The 20349-nt window shown below is 66.4% G+C and carries 20 protein-coding genes; 17 read left to right on the top strand and 3 right to left on the bottom strand.

Translation table 11 applies throughout. The annotated features are described in order from the left end of the window. The first annotated feature begins 486 nt into the window (after positions 1-486). Positions 487-1332 carry an IclR family transcriptional regulator gene (locus ACH34Q_RS11205; RefSeq protein ID WP_395982755.1) on the top strand — a complete coding sequence of 282 codons (846 nt, stop codon included), beginning with the start codon at positions 487-489 and terminating at the stop codon, positions 1330-1332. Here the strand turns inward: ACH34Q_RS11205 and ACH34Q_RS11200 are convergent. Next, positions 1320-1919 (bottom strand): TetR/AcrR family transcriptional regulator, encoded by a 600-nt coding sequence (locus ACH34Q_RS11200; protein WP_395982754.1) that lies wholly within the window; start codon positions 1917-1919, stop codon positions 1320-1322. The genes ACH34Q_RS11205 and ACH34Q_RS11200 overlap by 13 nt on opposite strands. Before the next feature lie 875 nt (positions 1920-2794). On the opposite strand from ACH34Q_RS11200, the gene ACH34Q_RS11195 reads away from it, so the two are divergent. The 3 genes from ACH34Q_RS11195 to ACH34Q_RS11185 all read left to right on the top strand — a co-directional run bounded on the left by ACH34Q_RS11195 (position 2795) and on the right by ACH34Q_RS11185 (position 5839). Then, positions 2795-3591, top strand: a protein-coding gene (locus ACH34Q_RS11195; RefSeq protein WP_395981073.1) for an IS5 family transposase whose coding sequence is annotated in 2 segments (ribosomal slippage) — positions 2795-3137 and positions 3137-3591 — 798 coding nt in all. Because the reading frame shifts where the segments join, the coding sequence is not laid out codon by codon here. Between the two features lie 179 nt (positions 3592-3770). Beyond that, a complete protein-coding gene (locus tag ACH34Q_RS11190) occupies positions 3771-4817 on the top strand; it encodes an NACHT domain-containing protein (RefSeq protein WP_395982753.1) in 1047 nt (348 codons plus the stop codon). 143 nt (positions 4818-4960) lie between these two features. Continuing rightward, complete coding sequence (locus ACH34Q_RS11185) at positions 4961-5839, top strand: hypothetical protein (protein ID WP_395982752.1); 879 nt, start codon at positions 4961-4963, stop codon at positions 5837-5839. Positions 5840-6097: 258 nt separating this feature from the next. Here the strand turns inward: ACH34Q_RS11185 and ACH34Q_RS11180 are convergent, their stop codons facing one another. Continuing rightward, a complete protein-coding gene (locus tag ACH34Q_RS11180) occupies positions 6098-7081 on the bottom strand; it encodes an NlpC/P60 family protein (protein WP_395982751.1) in 984 nt (327 codons plus the stop codon). Positions 7082-7108: 27 nt separating this feature from the next. Continuing rightward, the gene (locus tag ACH34Q_RS11175) at positions 7109-7450 is read right to left on the bottom strand and encodes a helix-turn-helix domain-containing protein (RefSeq protein WP_395982750.1); all 342 of its coding nucleotides are present in this window, start codon (positions 7448-7450) and stop codon (positions 7109-7111) included. 138 nt (positions 7451-7588) lie between these two features. Here ACH34Q_RS11175 and ACH34Q_RS11170 point away from each other — a divergent pair, with 138 nt between their 5' ends. The 13 genes from ACH34Q_RS11170 to ACH34Q_RS11110 all read left to right on the top strand — a co-directional run bounded on the left by ACH34Q_RS11170 (position 7589) and on the right by ACH34Q_RS11110 (position 20312). Beyond that, positions 7589-8170, top strand: a complete 582-nt coding sequence (locus tag ACH34Q_RS11170) for a hypothetical protein (RefSeq protein ID WP_395982749.1) — start codon at positions 7589-7591, stop codon at positions 8168-8170. An 11-nt stretch (positions 8171-8181) separates the two neighbouring features. Next, positions 8182-8514 (top strand): hypothetical protein, encoded by a 333-nt coding sequence (locus tag ACH34Q_RS11165; RefSeq protein WP_395982748.1) that lies wholly within the window; start codon positions 8182-8184, stop codon positions 8512-8514. A 131-nt stretch (positions 8515-8645) separates the two neighbouring features. Beyond that, positions 8646-9215 carry a hypothetical protein gene (locus ACH34Q_RS11160; RefSeq protein ID WP_395982747.1) on the top strand — a complete coding sequence of 190 codons (570 nt, stop codon included), beginning with the start codon at positions 8646-8648 and terminating at the stop codon, positions 9213-9215. Continuing rightward, positions 9215-10630 (top strand): hypothetical protein, encoded by a 1416-nt coding sequence (locus tag ACH34Q_RS11155; RefSeq protein WP_395982746.1) that lies wholly within the window; start codon positions 9215-9217, stop codon positions 10628-10630. The genes ACH34Q_RS11160 and ACH34Q_RS11155 overlap by 1 nt, the downstream gene beginning before the upstream one ends. Further along, complete coding sequence (locus ACH34Q_RS11150; protein WP_395982745.1) at positions 10620-12095, top strand: SCO6880 family protein; 1476 nt, start codon at positions 10620-10622, stop codon at positions 12093-12095. The genes ACH34Q_RS11155 and ACH34Q_RS11150 overlap by 11 nt, the downstream gene beginning before the upstream one ends. 14 nt (positions 12096-12109) lie before the next feature. Next, on the top strand, positions 12110-13585 hold the full coding sequence (locus ACH34Q_RS11145) for a hypothetical protein (RefSeq protein WP_395982744.1): 1476 nt from the start codon (positions 12110-12112) through the stop codon (positions 13583-13585). After that, positions 13582-15393: a type IV secretory system conjugative DNA transfer family protein gene (locus ACH34Q_RS11140; RefSeq protein ID WP_395982743.1), complete on the top strand. Its 1812-nt coding sequence runs from the start codon at positions 13582-13584 to the stop codon at positions 15391-15393. The genes ACH34Q_RS11145 and ACH34Q_RS11140 overlap by 4 nt, the downstream gene beginning before the upstream one ends. A gap of 97 nt (positions 15394-15490) precedes the next feature. After that, positions 15491-15901 (top strand): DUF4913 domain-containing protein, encoded by a 411-nt coding sequence (locus ACH34Q_RS11135; protein ID WP_395982742.1) that lies wholly within the window; start codon positions 15491-15493, stop codon positions 15899-15901. A 2-nt stretch (positions 15902-15903) separates the two neighbouring features. Then, positions 15904-16704, top strand: coding sequence for a hypothetical protein (locus ACH34Q_RS11130; protein WP_395982741.1), 801 nt, complete (start codon positions 15904-15906; stop codon positions 16702-16704). Positions 16705-16928: 224 nt separating this feature from the next. Next, a complete protein-coding gene (locus tag ACH34Q_RS11125) occupies positions 16929-17786 on the top strand; it encodes a hypothetical protein (protein ID WP_395982740.1) in 858 nt (285 codons plus the stop codon). A gap of 60 nt (positions 17787-17846) precedes the next feature. Next, the gene (locus ACH34Q_RS11120; protein ID WP_395982739.1) at positions 17847-18251 is read left to right on the top strand and encodes a hypothetical protein; all 405 of its coding nucleotides are present in this window, start codon (positions 17847-17849) and stop codon (positions 18249-18251) included. Between the two features lie 181 nt (positions 18252-18432). Beyond that, entirely contained in the window at positions 18433-18825 is a 393-nt protein-coding gene (locus ACH34Q_RS11115) for a hypothetical protein (protein ID WP_395982738.1), read from the top strand. 5 nt (positions 18826-18830) lie between these two features. Further along, positions 18831-20312 carry a hypothetical protein gene (locus ACH34Q_RS11110; protein WP_395982737.1) on the top strand — a complete coding sequence of 494 codons (1482 nt, stop codon included), beginning with the start codon at positions 18831-18833 and terminating at the stop codon, positions 20310-20312. Positions 20313-20349: the final 37 nt, after the last annotated feature.

Below are 20349 nucleotides of genomic sequence, written 5' to 3'. Positions count from 1 at the left end.
AGCATCCGGATCACACCGGCGTCGCGCATCACCTTGGCGGCCTTGTCATCGAGCCGCCCCAGCGACTCGTTCACCGGGCCCAGCTCGCGCAGCTCCGCCGCCCGTTCCATGATCTTGTCGAGCACGCGATCGGTCATCGGCTGTCTCCTCCGGAATGCGGATGCACCGTGAACAGCGGCGAATTCGCGAACGAGGCGGCCGCCGGCGCCCCATCGCGAAACCTACGAGCGCTCGTCCAGAACGGCTGCCCACGCGTCCATTCAGTGGGAGACGACCGCGCGGAGACTTCGTCCGATTCGAACCGCACCGACATGGACGCCCGCTGCCCAGGCGTCTGCCGAGCATGTTCCCGGCCGCACGCGACCTGATCCGGTCGCTCGTTTCGAACTCTTTACAGGCATGTGAACCGTGACTAGCATCACGGCCATGGCAGATTCTGCCACCTAGGCATTACATGTCACGTGATGCCTGGACCTTGGAGGTGCCATGCCCACGACCCGGCCGGACCAGGCCTCGGCCATGCTCGATCGAGTCTCTTCCCTGCTTGCGACGTTCGACGGCACCAATCGTCAGACCCTGGCCGAGATAGCGCGCAAATCGCGGCTCCCCCGCTCCTCCGTCCACCGGATCCTTCAGCGGCTGGCGGAACTCGGCTGGATAGAACGGCAAGGCACCGAGTACGGGCTCGGCTTGCGCATGTTCGAGCTGGGTTCGCTCGTCGTCAGGCAGGACCGGATCCATCGCGTCGGCGCCCCGTACATGCTCGATCTGCACCGCCGGACGGGCTTCACCGTCCATCTCAGCATCCTGCGCGGGAGCGACGTGCTTCACACCGCGCGGATCGGCGGCTCGCCAGTGGACGAGGAGTGCTGGCAGGTCGGTGTCCGATGCCCGGCGCAGTACTCGGCAGCCGGCCGTGCCCTGCTGGCCGATCTGGAACCGGCCGAACGCCCCGTTCTGGACCTGGCGGCTCCCCCGACGCGCTACAGCCTGCGGACGCGAACCGAAGTGAACCGCGAACTCCAGAAGATCCGAGACTACGGCGTCGCCCTCGACCACCAGGGCCAAACGCTTGGCTTCTCCTCAGTCGCGACGACGATCGGCGCGCCCGGCCACTCCTCGGCGGCGCTGTCGCTCACCGGCCCCGCCGATCTGTTGAGACCGGACCGCCTGGCACCGCAAGTGCACATCACCGCAGCCGACATCTGGCTCGCCGCTGACGATTCACCCCGTACCCGGCGCCATTCGTCGCCGCGCCGATCGCCGGCGGCACCGTTCACCCTCGACCGTCTACCCAGGGTGACCGCGCCGAACGTCGATCACCACGCGTGATCGGCCAGGCCGCCCTTCCACGAAGACAGGACCGCCACCATGGCCCGCTCAAGCAATTCGTGCAGACCTTCGGGAGTCTCCGCCTGCATCCAGCGGTAGTACGCCAGCCGGGCGGCATGCAACACCAGCCCCGAACGCAGGCCGCGCTCGAAAGGGTCATCGCCCACGAGCCCCCGCGCCGCAAGGAAATCGGCCATCGGGCCGCTCATCGGCTCGTCCAGGGCGTGCCAGCGCAGCAGGTACTCCGGGGAGTCGCGCATCACGGACAGGAACCGCTGCTGGAAGATCGCCGGTGGCAGATCACGGAACATGGTCCGCGGCGAGAAGATCTCGACCAGGACCTCCACCACATCTCCGTCCGCCGGTGCGTCCCCCAGCGACTCGGTCATCGCCTCCGCCGAACGCTCGAACAGTGGGACCACGACGTCTTCCTTGACCGGGAAGTGTCGGTAGAAGGTCCGCTGCGAAATCCCCGCTCTGTCGCAGATGGCCTCGATCGTGGTGCTCGTTCCACCATCGAACGCGAACAACTCCAGGGCGGCGACGGCGACCGAAAGCCGCAGCTCGTCAGACCGGCGTTCGGTCAACGTCCTGCGCGCGGAACCCCTCACGACGCTCGCTCTCCCCGTACCGGGCCTACCTGACGAAGCCAAGCTTAGGCGAGTCACCCGGCAACTCCGTCACCACCGACCACCTCGTAGGCACCATCCTCAAAGGCGGCTGAGGGGTTCTCCCGCAGCACGACTGCGGCTTCCACAAGGAGCAGAAGCCCGGTCGAGAGATCTCCGTCCCGACGGGTCGCCCGCCACTCCCGCAACTCCCGCAGCGTGTCATGGGCATCCTCGGAAGACTCGCCTCGGGCTTTCGGCCGAGCGTCGGCACCCCTTGGGGGGATCACGGTGCGTACACCCGGTGTAACTGGTGCCGAAGGTGCTGCCCGCTCGTCAGGTTCGTGCCAGGTCGGACAGCGATGGAAATGGCTGCACCCGCATCATCGGGATGCAACCGCATAGTGCGCGGGCACACGCAGTGGCGGCACCATCCTGTGAATCCGGCAGCCTCGTCCCCCGAAGACGACCAAGCTTGCACGACACCAGGGACATCTTCGGCCAGGTCTCCTCCCCCAAGTGGTGACCCCGGCCCTGATCAAACGGGCGCCGAAGCCTGCCCGTTCCGGCGCAGCCGCGCCGGAACAAGCACCGGGCGTGCACGGCTCGCCAGTTCACCCTCTGACAGACACATCACATCCGGGCACGCCAACCAAACACGACCGAGTCTGGGCAACATCACCCAAACCACCCACAGACGGGATGCTGGGTGGTTAGGATCGAAACTTGACGGTTTCTATCGAATGAAAGGGATGGCCTCTATGACAGAACAAGAGTCAGGTTTTGATTTCGAAGCTCGCGCTCTAAGACGCCATCTCATTTGGTGGCTCGGTTGTAGCCTGCCGTTCGTGGGGATGGTCGAGCGGTTGGTTCCGGAGGAGTTGTGGGAGTTGTTTCAGCGGGTGGTGCCGCCTGCTCCGACGCGGCCGCAGGGTGGTGGCCGGCGTAGGTACGGGGATCGTGAGGTGCTGGCCGCGATTGTGTTCGTGGCCACCACCGGCTGCACCTGGAAGCAGTTGCCGCCGGTGTTCGGTCCGTCCGGTCCCACTGCGCACCGCCGCTTCACCGAGTGGACCGCGGCGCGGGTCTGGGCCAAGCTGCACCGCCTGGTGCTGGACGAGTTGGGAGTGCGCGGGGAGTTGGACTGGTCGCGGTGCGCGATCGACTCGGTCAGCGTCCGGGCGAGCAAAGGGGGGAGCTGACAGGCCCGAATCCTGTCGACCGCGGCAAGCCTGGGTCGAAAATCCATCTGCTGGTCGACCGTGCCGGACTGCCCCTTTCTGTCGGGATCTCGGCGGCCAACACCCACGACAAACTGGCGCTGCAGCCCCTGGTCCAGGGCATCGTGCCGATCCGCTCGCGGCGCGGTCCACGCCGGCGCCGCCCCGGCAAACTGCACGGCGACAAGGGCTACGACTACACCGATCTGCGGCGCTGGCTGCGCCGGCGCGGCATCACCCCACGCATCGCCCGCCGCGGCATCGAGTCCTCCGAACGGCTGGGCCGCCACCGCTGGGTGGTGGAACGCACGGTGTCCTGGCTCAGCGGCTGCCGCCGCCTGCACCGCCGCTACGAACGCAAACCCGAGCACTTCCTGGCCTTCGTCGGCATCGCCGCCACCCTCATTTGCCACCGCCAACTCACCAAATGAGATGCCCTCTAAACATAGCCCGAGCAATTCATGATCCTGCCGGACTGCAAGGTGCGGTTCATTATCAGGGCAGCGAACGGGATGGCCTGTTTATTACTTCTGACGCCATCCACGCATATGAATTCACAACTCGGAGAGATATTCAGAAGGCCAAGCATGATGCGACGAAGCTTCGAGACATGCTCATCGACCTACAGCGGCTGCCAGACAATTCCTTCAAAAGTCTAACCGGTTGGTTCGTCACCAGAGAGGAACCGACAGCGGAGCAAAGGAAAGCAATTGGGGAGATACTTCGCAATTCCAGAGTAGTGATTCACTCGGTAGGTGTAAGTACACTGCAGCGAAGGCTATGCAACTCCGAATCCTACCTATCCAATCGCAACAGTGCGCCATTTGGAAGTATTTCCTATTCGGCTCGCCAAAACTTGCCCGAAGTTAAAGTGCCCGTACCTTTCTTTTCAAAGGAGGGGGGCGCGCTACACCTCAAGGAGATAGTCCAAAAGCTCATTGACGGCGAAAATATACTTTTGTCAGGCGAGTTCGGCATCGGAAAGAGCCATGCTCTAAGGGAAATTTATCTGGCACTTCGAAAGTCGCATTTTCGCAAGCAAAAACTGACGGCCTTTCCGTTGCATATAAATCTCCGGGATTGTGCAGGACTTAGAAGCCCTGCCGAAATTATACGTCGTCATGCAGAAGAAATCGGCTTCCCCGAAGGGGATAGTCTTATCTCTGCATGGCGCGCTGGATCCTGCATACTTCTATTGGATGGCTTTGACGAGGTTGTACCTCCTAGATGGCTTGGAAGCGCATCTGACCTAAAGGATTTTCGCTGGGAAGCCCTTGCGCCGGTTAGGCGACTGGTTGAGGAAACCCCGTCTGAGGCAGGCGTGATCGTGTGTGGCCGGTCCCACTACTTCTCCTCTGAGCCTGAGATGGTAGACGCGCTCGGGCTCGGGAGAGAATGCAATCTTATGGCACTCAATGACTTCGATAGAGATCAGCTGCAGAAGTATCTTGACCTGGTTGGCGTACAATGGTCTGTGCCCGAATGGATGCCCACGCGCCCTCTCCTGATCGGCTATCTGGTGTCGATGCAACTTCTTTCGGAAGTAGACCCGACTCTGGATAATCCATCAGCCGCGTGGCGAAGCTTTTTCATGCGCTTTGTGAACGCGAGTCTCGGATGTTTGTTGCCGTTCGACCGCAGGTTATCCAGCGCCTAGTCTCCCGCGTAGCAACCGTCGCTCGATCCAATGGAGATGAGACCGGCCCTGTTGACGTCAATATGCTCCGTACCGCCTTTATTGACGTCAATGGAAGGGAGCCAGACGAGGAGGGATCTCAAGTCCTACTTCGCCTCCCTGGATTGGCAATAGCTGACGCAGAGACTGCCTCAACAGAGGATGGAGAGAAACGCTATTTCGTAGATAAGGCTCTGGCGGAAACTGCCTACGGGGAGGATCTAGCCCAGTACTTGGCTGCCCCCTATGAGGGACACGCTCTCTCAAGAAGCGCCTCCTGGGTACAAGCTGCAAGCGATCTGGGTATCGGCGTAGCCGCCGCCGCCTGTCTGGATTCTAATGTTGCACCCTCCGGCGCACTCGCTGCAGCCAGGAGAAGACAAGACAACCACCAGTACGATGCCGTACTCGCAGATTCGCTGCGGGTTTGCTCGGAGCTAGGAACAGGAGAGAGGAGCGTACGCAGCGACTTTCTTATCGAGGGTGTCATATTTCCTTTTCTTGGCCTTTCGGGAAACGATCCGATACTTTCTCGAGCCGTCTTTAGTGACTGCGTGATTGAGGTTCTCGATATATCAGATGTCGAGACGAACGACAGGATGCCCACCTTCCAAAACACGGTTATTGGGCATCTTGACGGCGTATCGGGAGTTCCTGCTTGGTTGTCTACGAATTTCTCCGACTCCGATATTGAAAGCTTTTCACCACCAAACCGCACGACTGCTGCGATCATGGAGTTGAAAATTCCTCCTGAGCGTAGGGTGGCGCTTACAATTCTGAAAAAGATTTACACTCAGCCAGGCGGAGGTCGTAAAGAGGGAGCCCTCTCCAGAGGTATAGATATGCGCAGCCGGGAACTTGTGCCGGACGTTATAAACAAACTGGTATCTGGTGGATGGATAGCTCGCGCATCTGGCAGTAGCGATCCCCTTTATGTCCAAATGAAGGGTCTCAAAGCGAAGGTTGTGCATGTGCTCGATGATCCGACTAGTTTTCATTTCTGACCGACAAGGCATGACCTACACCATTCGCTTTTCCAGCTTCCCAGGACCCTTGTGCACCGGGAGCGTTCGCAGGAACTGACCTGGCAGATTCTATTCGACGATAGATTGACCCGGACGGCTGCTGCAGAGACCTCATTCTGGTCCAGCCGATATCGAACACGATATCCGGTTCATCAAGATCGGTAATGTTGCGCACCCAAATCGAAGAATTAATATGGGCACGCCGCTTCACGATCGGGCTCAATCTGAGGTTTAGTGCTAGCCGCGGAGGCGGGTGGCGGGGCGGGTGGCGCCGGCGTATTGGTTTTCGCGGTAGGGGTTGCCGGCGAATTGGGCGATGCGGACGACGTCGCCGGTGTGGGGTGCGTGGATCATGCGGCCGTGGCTGAGGTAGATGCCGACGTGGTGGATGCTGCGTGGGTTGCTGGGGTTGTGGGCGAAGAAGATGAGGTCGCCGGGTCGGAGTTGGGAGCGGGGGACGTGCGGGCCGGCGTTGTACTGGTCGGCGGCGACGCGGGGTAGCCGGACGCCGGCTTGGGCCCAGGCGTAGAGGGCAAGGCCGGAGCAGTCGAAGCCCTTGATGTGGGCGCCGTGTTCGATGCCGTGACTGGGGCCGGTCGGGCGGCCGCCGCCCCAGGAGTAGGGGGTGCCGAGCCAGCGGAGCGCGGCGCGTGCGGCGGTGGGGCCGTGGCCGCTGCCGAGCGCCGTAGGGGCGGAGGCGGGAGCGGCGTAGTCGGCGGCTTTGTCCAGGACTTTGCGGACGTACCAGTCGGCGTGGTTGTAGTGCCAGATCGCTTGGCGCAGGTGCTTTCCGCCCTTGCCTGCGTGATTGGCGCACAGGTAGTTGGCGGCGCCGTGGATGGCGTCGGCGGGGTCGTAGCGGTTGGTGTGGCCGTCGCGGTTGTGGTCGATGCCGTAGGCGGCCCAGGTGCCGGCCAGGAACTGCATCGGGCCGCCGGCTCCAGCGCTGTTCTGGCCGGAGTGGATGCCGGGCAGGGTGGAGCGGCCGTGGTCGGATTCCACGCTGCCGATCGCGGCCAGGACGTTCCAGGGCAGGCCGGGGCAGGTCTGTGCGGCGTCGAGGTACCAGCGCAGGTACGCGGTCGGGATGTCGTCCTTGGCGTGGGCGGTCGGGGCACCGGCGCTGCTGGTCTGTGCGTTCGAGCCGGGGGCGGCGGCGGTGCAGATGAGGCCGAGCGGCACGGCGAACGCCAGGGCGCCGCCGGTGAGGGCTTTCAGCACGCGCGCCGCCGGTGCGGCGCGGGGCGGTCAGTCCTGGTCGGGTTGATGGGCGCCGGTGCGGGCGCGGCGTTGGGCGCGGTAGCCAGCGCCCTTCTTGGACGGCTCGGCGGGCTCGGCCGGTTGCTGGCCGGGTTGGTCGGGCTGGTCGGACTCGTGCTGGTCATTGGTGGGCACCCCTGGTTGGTGATGGGGCTGCCGCAGCACGTGGCGGACCGCTTCCCAGGAGTACCGGAAGTCCTTGCCGGTCTTGAGCGCGGGGAGTTGCCCGGCGTTGGCCATCCGGCGGACGGTCTGCGCGGACAGGCCGAGCTTGGCGGCGAGTTCGGCGGTGGTGAGCACGTCGGGGTCACGGCCGGTCTGCTCGGTCATGGCGCTGGCTCCTGGGTGTCGATCACGGGTCGCCTCTCAGTGTGGCGGAACGGGTGCCGCGGAAGCACGTTCTTCGAAACATTGACGCCTTCAGAAACGGTTTGACGATGCTTGCGCTCCATAATGTTGCCACGTACGGTGATCGTCACACCACTCACCGCACCTGAACGGGGGTTCCAGGTGTTTCCACGACGAACACCACCCAACGCCGTACACCACCGCATCCGCGCCCACGCTCACGCCGGTGACCCGGACGCCACACCGCACAATCTGCTGGTGATCGGCGCGCACGGCGGCGCAGGGACCAGCACCCTGGCCGCGCTGCTGGACCCGGCCCACGACCTGGGAACCGTCGACCGGCTGTCAGATGCCGACCGTTCACGCCTGCAGACCCAGGGGCCGGTCGCGATCGTCGCCCGCAACACCGTGGCCGCGGCCTGGCATGCGACACGCGCCGTGACCGCTGTCGCCGCAACCTGCCAGGAGACCGGCGGGCACATCGCCGCGCTCGTCATCGTCAGCGACGGCGCAGGCTCTGAACCCAGGGAAGCGACCGCGCGGTTCGGCCTCCTTCAGGGCCGGGTCCGCGGCCTGGTCCGGATGTCGTTCGTCCCCATGCTGCGGCTGGTGGACGACCCCACCACCGTGATGTTGCCCGCCAAGGCACGCGACGCCCTGGAAACCGTCCTGGAGCTGGCGTTCAGCCGGCCCTGCCACTGATGGAGACCCACATGCCCGACAACATCCTGCGATCACTGCACCTACTACCGGACATGCCGTGGCTGGTCCCCCGCAAGCCCAGCCCGCCGGTCAACATCCCCAACCCGCCACCGGCTGCACCACCCGGCCTGGACACCAAAATCAACGTGCTCCTGAGCTGGGGCAAGTACGGCGTGATGATCTGCGGCCTGGCCGGACTCCTGTACTGCGCCGGGCAGATGGGCATCGGCCGCAAGAACCGCTCGGCCCTGGCCGCCGACGGCGCCACCGGAATCCCGTGGGCCCTGGCCGGCCTCAGCCTGGCCGCCACCGCCGCACCCATCGTGGGGGTGTTCTTCAGTTGAAGACACCCTCGGCGACGAGCCGCCGCATTGTGTTCGGGAGCCTTGCGGGTACGGCGTTGCTATGCGGCGTGCTGTACGCCGGACGATGCACCGCGCCGGAGAAGATAGCCCCTGCGGTCACTCGTGTCTCCGTGCAGCCTTCCGCCGCGCAGTTGCAGGACGCTCCCCCGGTCACCATGACCGACCTGGCCTGGGAGGACTATCGAGGCGTACGGCTGCCTCGCGCCGCCGACGACGGCCCGCGTGACACGCGAGATGGACTGGCGCTCGGGTACTCCCGTACGCCGCGCGGAGCGCTGCTCGCCGCGATCCACATCAGTCTGCGGGCGAACGCGCGCTGGGGCACGGAGGTGTTCGAGCCCACGATCAACGATCAGATCGTCGGCCCCGGAACCGACCTGCTGTTGTCTTCCGCGCGAACGGCCGCGCAAGCGTCCAAGAGCGCCGAAGACGCCCGGGGATACGTGGTGATCGAGGGCTTTCGCTGGCTCGGCTACACGCCGGAGACCGCGAGCCTGGACCTGGTCTCGGCCGGTCCCGGCGATAGTGACACTACCGCCCGCGCCGCAACCCGGCTCCAGGTGCAATGGCGCGAGGGCGATTGGCGCGTGGTCGCGCCGCTGGCCGGCGGCTGGGGCGGGTCGGCCTACCCGGTCGATTCGCTGGACGGCTTCACCCTCTTCCCCGCGAGGGGGCGCTGATGGTGCCGTTCCGGCCTCCGCCGTGCTCGTCGATCCTTGACCCGCGCTGCGTCCAGACGGTCGACAAGGACGAGAGCCATCCGTTCGGACCGCCGCTGCCCGATCTACCGGCCGAAATCGGCGGCAACATGCTGGACGACATGGCCAAGTCGTTCCAGTCGGCCGTCGGATGGTTCGTGTCCAATACCGCCTCCTGGTGGGTGAAGGCACCCTCGCCCAAACTCGCGGACGACCCCGTGGTCGAGGCGATGCATCAGCTGGTGCAGCCGATCACGATCGCAGTGGCGATGATGGCGCTGCTGATCGTGGCCGGGAAGATGGCGCTGACCCGCAAGGCCAGTCCTCTGGTCGACGCGGGTGGCGGCCTGGTCGTGCTGGTCACGGTGACCGTGATTGGTGTCCTGGTCCCCGATCACCTGCTGCAGTGGGTCGACGCCTGGTCGGACTGGGCGCTGAAGGCCGCGTCCGAGGGCAACTTCGCCAAGCGCATGAGCCAGATCGTGACCATCCCCAGCGGCACGCCCGCCGGGGTCGTGGTCATCATGAGCCTGGCCGCGCTGTTCATCGGGATCATCCAGGCGATCCTGCTGCTGTTCCGTCAGGCCGCGCTGATCATCCTGGCCGGAGTGCTGCCGCTGGCCGCCGCCGGGATGATCACCACGGCCACCCGGCCCTGGTTCAAGAAGGTCACCGGCTGGGGCTTGGCCTTGATCTTCTACAAGGCGGCGGCATCGGCGGTGTACGCGACCGCGTTCCTGCTCATCGGCGACGGCAAGAACCTGCAAGCGGTGCTGATGGGCTTCGCGATGATGGTGATCAGCCTCATCGCGTTCCCGGTGCTGCTGAAGTTCTTCAGCTGGACGACCGGTGGCACCGAATCCAGCAGCGGCGGCGGGATCCTCACCGCTGTTCTCGGTGGCGCGACCGCGCTGGGCGCGCTGCGTACGTTCAGCGGTTCCGGTGCGGGCGGCGGACGCGACATCTCGGCCAGCGAACATGCCGGCTTCCTCAATCAGCAGCTCGGTCAGAACGACCAGGCCGATCCGGCATCCGACCAACCGCCGGGGGCTCAGACGCAGCCCTCCGGTCACGGCCAGCCGACCACGAGCGGGGACGTTCCACCCGGCGGTGACCGTCCTGAAGGACCGAGTGGCGGCGGTGTTCCGAGCGGAAGCGATGAGCCGATGACCGATGCCCATGGTCCCGCACGAGGCGGAGGCGGCGGGGGTGGCGCGCCCGAGGGAGGCCACGACGGCTCCGGAGAACCCGTCGGCCCGGCCGCGGTGCGCAGCTGGAACAAGGAACGCCGACGAGGCCGGGAGGGAATCCGGTGGCTGAACAACCCCAGCGGTTCCGAAGACGCCGGTGGCCCGACCGGCGCGTCCGATGGAGGAGGTAGCGGCAGTGGGGCATGACATCCGTACGTATGGCGGGTGGCGGCGCCGGCATGGCATCGGGCTGCTGGGGATGGACACCACGGCCACGTTCATCGCGCTCGGCACGGCGATGGTGGTGATCGTCGCAGCGGCAATGGCGCCCGAGTCCCTGTTGTATTTGTTGCCGCCGGTGTTGATCGCCGCGGGGTTGGGGTTGGTACGGATCGGCGGGGTGCCGGTGGCCCGGCTGATTCTGGCGCGATGCCGCTGGTGGTGGAACTGCCGCCGGCACCGCAACCAGTACCGGGCCGGTGTCGTGGTCGATCACCCGCGAGCGTTCCAGCTCCCGGGCGTCCTGGCACCGCTCACCCTCCTCAGTGCCGAGGACGGATACGGCAGCCGGTACGGCATCGTGTGGGACCGCCGATCCGGGCTGCTCACCGCGACGCTGCGGGTCGTCCCGGCCTCCACCTGGCTCGCCGACCGCAAGGACGCCGACACCTGGGTCGCGTCCTGGGGCGGATGGCTGGCCGGGCTGGGGCACCTGCCGATGGTCCGCTGGGTGACGGTCACGGTCGACACCGCACCCGAGCCCGGCTCGACCCTCGCCGACTCCATCGCGGACGCCATCGACTCCAATGCTCCCCAGCCCGCGCGGGACATCATCGACGAGCTGGTCGCGACGGCACCGGCTGCAGCGGCCGATGTCGATACCCGGGTGTCGGTCACCTTCGATCCCAAGGCCTCGCCTTCGGCGCCCAAGGACCTGGCCGAGGCGGTCGGTGAAGTCGGCCGGACGCTCGAGCACCTCGCCTCGGCGCTCAGCGGATGCGGTGTCGCCGTCGTCGGACGGGCCACCGCCGCTGAGATCGCCGGGACAGTACGGATCGCGTTCGACCCGCACGCCCGAGGCGAGGTCAACCGGCTCCTGAACGGCCCGCGTTCGGCCGAGGTACTGGGCTGGTGCGACGCCGGACCGGTCACCGCGACCGAGCACACCGACCACTACGAACACGACGGCGGCATCTCGGTCTCCTGGGGATGGCACGAACCGCCTCGGCAGAACGTGCACTCCGACGTTCTCGCGCGGCTCATGGCGCCCGGGCCGTTCCCCAAGCGCGTCACGTTGCAGTACCGGGCGTTTCCGGCGGCGGTCGCGAGCCGGCAGATGCAGCAGGAGGTCAACGCTGCCGCGTTCCGTGCCCAGTTCCGCCGCAGGACCGGACGGGACGAGACCGCCCGCGACAGCTGGGACGCCGCCCGCGCCCGCCAGGCCGCGAACGAGGAGGCCATGGGCGCCGGCGTCTGCCTGGTCTCGATGTACGCCAGCATCACCGTCACCGACCGCGAGCACCTGCGGCGCGCCGTGGCGAACGTGGAAGCCGCCGCCGATACCGCCAAGATCCGGCTGCGCCGGTTGTGGGGCAGCCAGGCCGCCGGGTTCGCCACCACGCTGCCGTGCGGAATCTGCCCGCCCGAGCTGTCACGGCGCCTCATCCACTGACTCGAAGGACCCGAATGTGCAAAACGAGAATCGGCCGGGACCGCCCGGACAGTGTCGAGGCGGAGGCGATGTCCGAGGCCCTGGCTCCGGCATGGGGTTGGAAGCAGCCTCTGGGTGGACGGGCCGCGCACGTGGAACCGGCGCCGGAGTTCCAGGCGACCACGATGCAGGTGTGCGGGCTGTTCCCGTTCACCGCAGGCTCGGGCACCCCGACCGTCGGTACCCCGGTCGGACGTCATCAGCTGTGGGGTGAGGTCGTCTGCCTGGATCCGCTGGCCTGGCTGCGCGCGGGACTGGTCACCAACCCGGGCATGTTTGTCCTGGGGCAGCCGGGCACCGGCAAGTCCACTCTGGTGAAACGCCTGGTCACCGGAGCCGTCGCCACCGCAACGACCCCGATCATCCTCGGGGACACCAAACCCGACTACTCCATGCTGGTGGACTACCTGGGTGGCCAGGTCATAAGCATCGGCCGCGGCGCGGACCGGATCAACCCGCTCGATTCCGGGCCGTTGGGCGCCGTCCTGCGCAGCCAGACCGGCGCCCGCGCCGAGACCCTGCGCTGGGAGGTACGCGGACGGCGGCTCGCGCTGCTCATGGCGCTGTGCACGCTGGTCCGCGAGTCCCGGATCTCCAACGCCGAAGAGGTCGTCCTGGGGCGGGCCGTCGATCTGCTGGACGAGCGCCTGGGTCACGAGCCGACCGTTCCTGATGTCCTGAACGTCCTGGAGGAAGGACCGGCCGAGCTGCGATCGGCGGCCAGGACCAACTCCGTCGAGACCTACCGGCAGCGGACGAGCGACCTGGTCTTCACCCTCGACCTGCTGTGCAACGGCTCGCTGGCGGGAGTCTTCGACGCGCCGACCACCCGCCCCATCGACCTGAACGCACCCGCCATCAGCGTCGACATCTCCCGTGTGAGAGCGGCGGGCGACAAGCTGCTGACCGCGGCAATGCTCTGCACTTGGGCGTATGCGTTCGGGATGGTGGACGCCAGCGCCGCACTCACCGATCTCCAGGGCGGCTCGCGCCGCTCCTACCTCGGTGTGATGGACGAACTTTGGCGAGCCCTGCGCGGAGCACCCGGCCTCGTCGAGCACGCCGACGCGCTCACCCGCCTGAACCGCGCCAAGGGCATGGCGTCCATCATGATCACGCACTCCCTCGCAGACCTGGACGCCCTGGCGACCGAGGAGGACCGGGCCAAGGCCAAGGGCTTCGCCGACCGCTCAGCGATCACCGTCCTGGCCGGGCTACCGCCCCGCGAACTGGCCCGCGTACACGAGATCACGCCGCTGACCGGGCCGGAGCAGCACCTGGTCACGTCCTGGTCGGCGCCCGACTCCTGGCAGCCCGGCGCTCGCCATCCCGGACGCGGCAAGTACCTGATCAAGACCGGTGAACGACTCGGAATCCCGGTCGAGCTGTCCCTGGTCGGAGCGGAGAAGCGGCTCTACGACACCGACCAGGCCATCAGGCGCGACGCATGAGCCGCGCCCTGGGGCCGCGCCCTTCGATCTGGCACACCGGCGCCGCCGGCGGCTGGATGGTGCTGGCCGGCTGCTGGGCACCACTCGGCTGCCTGTGGGTGCTGTGGGTGTCAGCCAAGATCGCCGCCGCGCTCACGGGCGGCCAGGTCATGGCCTTCGGTGCGGACTTCGCGATCGCGTTCGCCCGATGGGAGCCCCGGCTTCTGTGGCCGGAGACGCCCACACCACTGGTCCTGGCCGTTCTCGCGGTGCTGGTCGCCGGCCTCGGGGCGCTTGTCTGGACGATCTGGCAACGTGCCGCCCGGCTCGTCAAGGCTCCCGGGGATCCGGTCGCCGCCTTGGCCGACAACCCCGGTCTGGAAGCGCTCCAGACAGGCGCCTCGGCGGAGAAGGCCATCGCGCTGCGCCGTTCCCTCCGCGGTACGGCACCCGGACGGATCTCCCACGATGACGTCGGGCTCGTGCTCGGCGACGTGATGCGGCCCGGAGACCGTACCGGCCCCACCTTGTTCACCTCGTGGGAGGACACGGTGGTGGCGTTCATGGCACCGCGCTCGGGCAAGACCACCACCCAGAGCATCCCGCACGTCCTATCGGCGCCCGGAGCAGTCATCGCCACCAGCAACAAAGCAGATCTCTGGTCGGCGATCGCGACCGTACGAGCCGAGAAGACCGGCGGCCGAATCTGGCTGTTCGATCCGCAGCACATCACCTATCAGCCCCAGCAGTGGTGGTGGAACCCGCTTGCCTCGCTGACCACCGTGGAGGAGGCGCACCGGCTGGCCGGGCACTTCGTCCTCACCGTCGACGACGGCCAGAAGAAGGACCTGTGGGGACCCGCCGCCCAAGACCTGCTCTGCGCGCTCTTCCTCGCCGCCGCCACGTCCGGCCGCTCCCTCCACCACGTCGCCCAGTGGCTCGACGAACCGGCCGTCCCCACACCGATCGAGCTACTACACAAGGCCGGCTTCCAGCTCATGGCCTCCTCACTCAAAGGCACCCAGAACGGCGCAGTCGAAACGCGCGACGGCATCTACCAGACCGCCCGTACCGCAGCCAAATGCCTCCGCGACCAGGAGATCCTCGCCTGGGTCACACCATGCGCAGACCTGCCGACCTTCCAACCGGACGCGTTCGCCACCTCGCGCGACACCCTCTACCTACTGTCGAAGTCCCTGTCGGCCGCCGCGCCCCTCATCGCCGCGCTCACCGACACCACCATGCGCGCCGCCGAACGCCGCGCCGAACAAGCCGGCGGCCGCCTGGACCCACCCCTGGTCGTCGCCCTCGACGAGGCCGCCAACATCTGCCGCATCGCCGACCTACCCCAGCTCTACTCCCACCTGGGCTCACGCGGCATCGTCCCCGTCACCATCCTGCAGTCCTACGAACAGGGCGTCACCGTCTGGGGCGAACCCGGAATGGCCGCCCTCTGGGGCGCCGCCACCCGCAAAATCATCGGCGCCGGCATCGACTCACCCCGCCTCGTACGCGACCTGTCCACCCTCGTCGGGCAACACGACGTCCCCGTCCGTTCCATCACCTACGGCGACGGACGCACCTCCGAACAGATCTCCCTGCGCCGCCAGGAAATCCTCGAAGCCTCCGCGATCCGCGCACTCCCCACAGGTACCGCGCTCTTGCTGGCCACCGGCACCAAGCCCGCGCTCATCCGACTCCGTCCCTGGTACCGAGGGCCTCACGCCGCTCCGATCAACAAGGCCATCGAAGCCGCCGACATCGCCATCGCCGACGGCGCCCGGCGCCACTACGGGCGAACGGTGAACCTCCGCAAGGAGGACACGTGACCTAACTCAACGCACTCCACCAGGCACGCAAGACACCGAGTCCCACCGCACGAGAGGAAGCAACGCCCATGAACGAGCTGACGACACCGGAGATCACATGCACGCTCAGACCGACACCACCCCGGCCACGGACGAGCAGCGTCCCCAGCCGCTGTACGCCAGCCTCGACGCCTGGCTGACCCACCACTTCATCCCCATGTACCGCCGCACCCTCGGCGGCGAATTCCGATGGTGTGCCCAGTGGTGGAAACACGCCGAGGCCATCTCCCGGCTCACCGCCCTCTGGTACGCCTGGGAAGCCATGCGCCTACAAGGCGCCACCGGCATGAGCCTGTGGTACCGAGACCACCTCGACCACCAACTCCCCATCCTCCTCGGCGCCCGCGGCCCCTTCTACCAGTGCACCGAGTCCGAGCACCTGGATCCCCACGAGGCCGCGCTCTCCCCCGTTCCACCGGACTGGCTCGTCACCAGCACCAGCACCACCGCCGCCGAAGGAGAGGGCTGACGATGCCGACCTCAGCAATGAACCCGCACAGCCGCCTCGTCGAGAACGCCACCGCCGCAGTGGACGCCTACCTCCTGCGAGTCCTTCCCAACCGGCCACCGGAAGCCCAGGCCGAAGATCACAGCTCGGTGGAAACCCTGCACTGCCTGTTCAGCGACCTCCTCCACTTCTGCGACCACCACGGCCTCGACTTCGACGCGGCACTGGGCTGGGCCCGAACGTCCTACGCCGACGACCTGGCCATGGAACAGACCTTCACCAACGGCGATGAAGTGCAGCCAAGGCACTCAGCCACCTGGCGAGGCATCGTCGTCGACGTCCATACGACAGACCAGGGCCAGGTCCTGCACACGGTCCGTATCCCCGGTGAACGCGACCGTCGGCTGATTCCCGTCGAGGCATTGGAAACCGAAGCGCCGTTCGGGCCCATCGAGACGCGCAATAGCCCGGTCCTTACCGCTCAAGAGGCCGAGGGCCATCTTGAGGAGCTTTCCCTCCTCATCCGGCGTACCGAACACGAAGGCCGCCTGCCCGCGCAGCCGCTCTACGCCGATCAAAGAAAACTGGTCGACGCCCTGGCGGACTGGAGTCGCAGCTCACCAGCAAGCATCCTGCAGCTCCTCGGCTCGCAGATCGCGGCAGCTCTCGACGAAGAACGACTGCAGACTCCAGAGGCGACAAAGCTCGCCAGCACAGCGTTCCCGAACGACATCGCCAGCGGCCTGGCCGACCCACGGTCTACAGAGTCTGAATCTCAGGGTTCTGGATCATCCGCTCCAGATGGGCGGCCCCGCAGCCGCTGAGCCGAATCACCTCTCCACATCCATCCGACTTACGAGAGCGCAGCAGCGCGCCCGCTCGGGTCAGGCACCTTCCCGCGCCCCAACGGCCCTTACAACAGCGCTGCGCCCTTCAAGCCCGACAACGCGGCCCGCAGCCACCGGCCTTGCGGAGCACGGTCCTCGTCACCAGGACGCCTTGGCACCGGCTCGCCTGTCATCCCAGACCACCGACCCATGGAGTGCCCATGACCGACGCCACCACCGAATTCGCCGAGTACGGAGCCACAGCCCTGGACTCGTACCAGAACCTCTTCGAACACGCGGGAAGGCGAGATCACCGCGCAGACGACCGTCACGCCAGTGAACTCGTCGGCGACCTCCTGGCCGACCTGATGCACTACACCGACCACCGAGGTCTCGACTTCGACGAGATCGTCAGGACCGCGCGCAACGACTTCCTCAGGGAGCTGTCCCCGGAACCCCCACCAACGCTCGGCACGCTAGTCCGCATCAAGGGACCGTTGGCGGAAGAAGCGCACATCCTGGGCCAGCCCACTCTCGGTGCGGTCACGGGACTCGTCGTCCCTCATCGGGGCAACACCGAGTACTACGTACGGCGCATGGGTGAGCTCGGAAGCCAGCAGTACACCGGAGATGACCTGGAGCCGGCGCCGCCGTTCCCTTCGGTGCCGACCAGCACAGGGATCGTCGACAACCCACTGAGAGCCGAAGAACTCCTGGTGGATGCCACCGTCCGCTCGAGCCTGACGACAGCCGCCACCGAAACGTCCCGACCCGACGACGTACGTGAGCATCGCGCATTGCTCACCGCCCTCGCCAGCTGGAACGGCCTGGACGAGCAAGCGGCCAAAGACCTCCTCCTCGCGAAGGTCGCGGACAAGCTCAAAGTGGCCGAGGGATCGCCTGGCCAGTTGACGCCCATCCCACCGAGACAGCCGGCAACGAACGAGGAACCGGCCAACCCGGCCCGGCTGGCTGCACAAGCCTTCCCACCGGCCCTTGAACAGGACGTCACGCCAGCGGAGCCAAGCCGACCAGCGGCGAGCAACTCCCGCACTTCCCGCAGGTCTCCTGCCCTCTGACCTCCGGCCCTCGTGTCGAGATACCCGAAACCAGTATCCCACTGACGACCTGGAGGTCGGATGCAAGCCCAGTTCGACTACGTGATCCGGCAGATAGAGGCCGCGAACACCATCCCCAGCCTGATGGCCTCGGCGCTCATCGGACTGGACCTGATCGAACGCGCCACCACGCTCCTCGCCCAGATCGCTCCTGAAGAGTCCTTTCCCGCCTGCCAAGCCGCCATCGCCGAAGCCTCCGACGCCCGCAACGCGCTAGCAGAAGCTCCAGCGCTGGCATGGCGGAAGGGCTCTGAAGGCTCCGCGCCAGCCAACGTTCACGAGTTCACCGAGGCGATCACCACGCTCATCCTCGTCGCCGCCGAGAACGCACTCAACGCCGCCTCCAAGACGACCGAACCCGCAGATCGCGTGGCATGTCTCCAAGCCGTTCAGCACCTCGGCCGGCTCTACTCGGCCCTCAAATAGGCACCGAGCAGCCACAGCGCGTCCGCCGCGAGGCAGGACCTCGCAGCCGAACGAGCGCTCAGCGCCTGCGAAAGATCCGCTTTCCATCCCCAATACACAGCCCTCCCCACGGCACCCGATCCCCTTCCCCACTCTGGACTTCAAAGACCACCACATCGATCCGTCACATCAGGGAGAACACATGAACCACGACGACACCCGCTCAGAGCACGCCGACGTCCGAGGCAGTTGGCTCGTCGAGATCCTCAACACCGCCCTCGACGATCTCTCCCACGCCGAGCGGGTCATCACGGCGTTCGCCGATCAGACGCCCGACGGATTCATCGCCTGGGGGATGGCCGAAGGCGAAGCAACCCAGGCACGACAAGCCCTGCTCCAGGCTCCATCCCTTCGGTCGCCAGCCGCCTCCCCCGTCACGGACGCGACCGCGACCACCGACGCCCTCTACGAACTGGCCTCGAAAACGTCCCGTGACCTCGTCCGAGCCGCTGAACTGGCCGGCGACCCCGCCGACAAGATGGCCTGCCTCCAAGCAGCCCTCCACGCCGGCCGACTCCGCGACAACCTCCGGTAGCCGCCGTGGTCACCTTCGGAGAAATGACCGCAGTCGCCGACGCCCACTTGGCAGAGGTGAACCGCGCACTCCACACGCCCGACGTTCAACGCCAGGCCCGAGATCCCGACCTATCCGCTGAGCTAGCCCGCTTCGCCAGGGTGCTCGCCCGCTACAGCGACCAGATCTCAACCGGCTTCGGCGTCCCGGACACCGATGACACGGCCGTACGCGACACCGCCCGACGCTCAGGAGCACTCATCCGCCTCGCCCAACAAGCACTGGGCAGACCGGCAGAAACCGAAACCACAGCAACTCCGCTGACCGAACACCTCCGCGCCAGCTCCATCGCTCTCGGCTGCGGCCTAGACCTACTCACCTCCCACTTCTCCGAGACGACCTCGCCCACCACCGTGGTCATCACAGCGACCGACACCTCCCGCACCCTCCTCCAGATGCTCAACAAGCACGCGGTGACCGCCGCCCATGTGGCCCAGCACCTGGAGACCCCGCACGCCGCGGCCAGCAAGCTGCTACTCCAAGCCGCGTCGACCACTGACACCTTTAATCGCCCCATCCGAGCCCCTATCACTGCCGTCCCTCTCCGCCAACGCCCCGAACGCATCCCACCTGCAGTCGGCGAAGACTTGAGCCCGGCCATGGCCGGCATCGACACCACCGCCCAGCGCCTGAGCCACCCCGACTCCGTCAGCTCGGTCACCACGTGGCGCTACGTCTCGAGAGCTGCCGCCATCACCTGCGACATCGGCCACCTCATGGCCAACCAGCTCGCCACACGCATGGATGAACTGGCCCAGCGTGACCACGCTGCATCCCTACGCCGTGCCGCGTGGGAGACACGAAAGACGGCACTGAGTTGGAGAAGAATCGCCCGCCACTGGAGCAGCCTCACCAGCCAACACGGTCATCCGAGCAGCGAACTCGCTACCGACGCCTCCGACCTCGTACTCCGGCTCGGGCGCATCGTGTTCGCCACACCCGACTGGTCACCCGGCCCCCGAACCGTCTACCGGGTCAAGCCGCCACACGTCCTGGCCCCTACAACCACCGATGCAAGCCTTGTTGGAGCAACCGCCCTCAAAGCCATCGAGGCCTGCGCCAACCTCGCCGTCCACCACCGCGCGGCGGCCAACGACGCCGCCATCCTCCACAAAGCCCAACTACGCCGCGCAAATCCCGGCCCACCCGCCGCCGCACGAACCCTGCTTGCCCGCTACGAAACCCTCACAGCTCAAAACCGCAAAGCCGTCTTGGCTCTCGGTGAAGTCACTCTCGCACTTGCGCCCGAGATCATGCCTAGCAAGCAGGAAGTAGCACTAATCCTCCGTCGCACCACGTCTCAGGGGCTACACGCCCAACCCGCTGTGGCCTCCGCCGACTTCCCACTCAGTCCCACCGAAGCCCTCTCATCCCCACGAGTGGATTCACCCAGCACAACTCCGTTCCACAGAACCGGCACCCAAAAGGCACCTTTTAACCAAAGTTAGCAGCAGGGACCAGAGACAAGCCGATTCGGACTGCAGA

The organism is Actinomadura sp. 9N407 (assembly GCF_044326315.1).
Lineage (GTDB): Bacteria > Actinomycetota > Actinomycetes > Streptosporangiales > Streptosporangiaceae > Spirillospora.
Note: the sequence above shows the minus strand (reverse complement) of the source record. Positions and strands in the feature narration are given on the sequence as shown.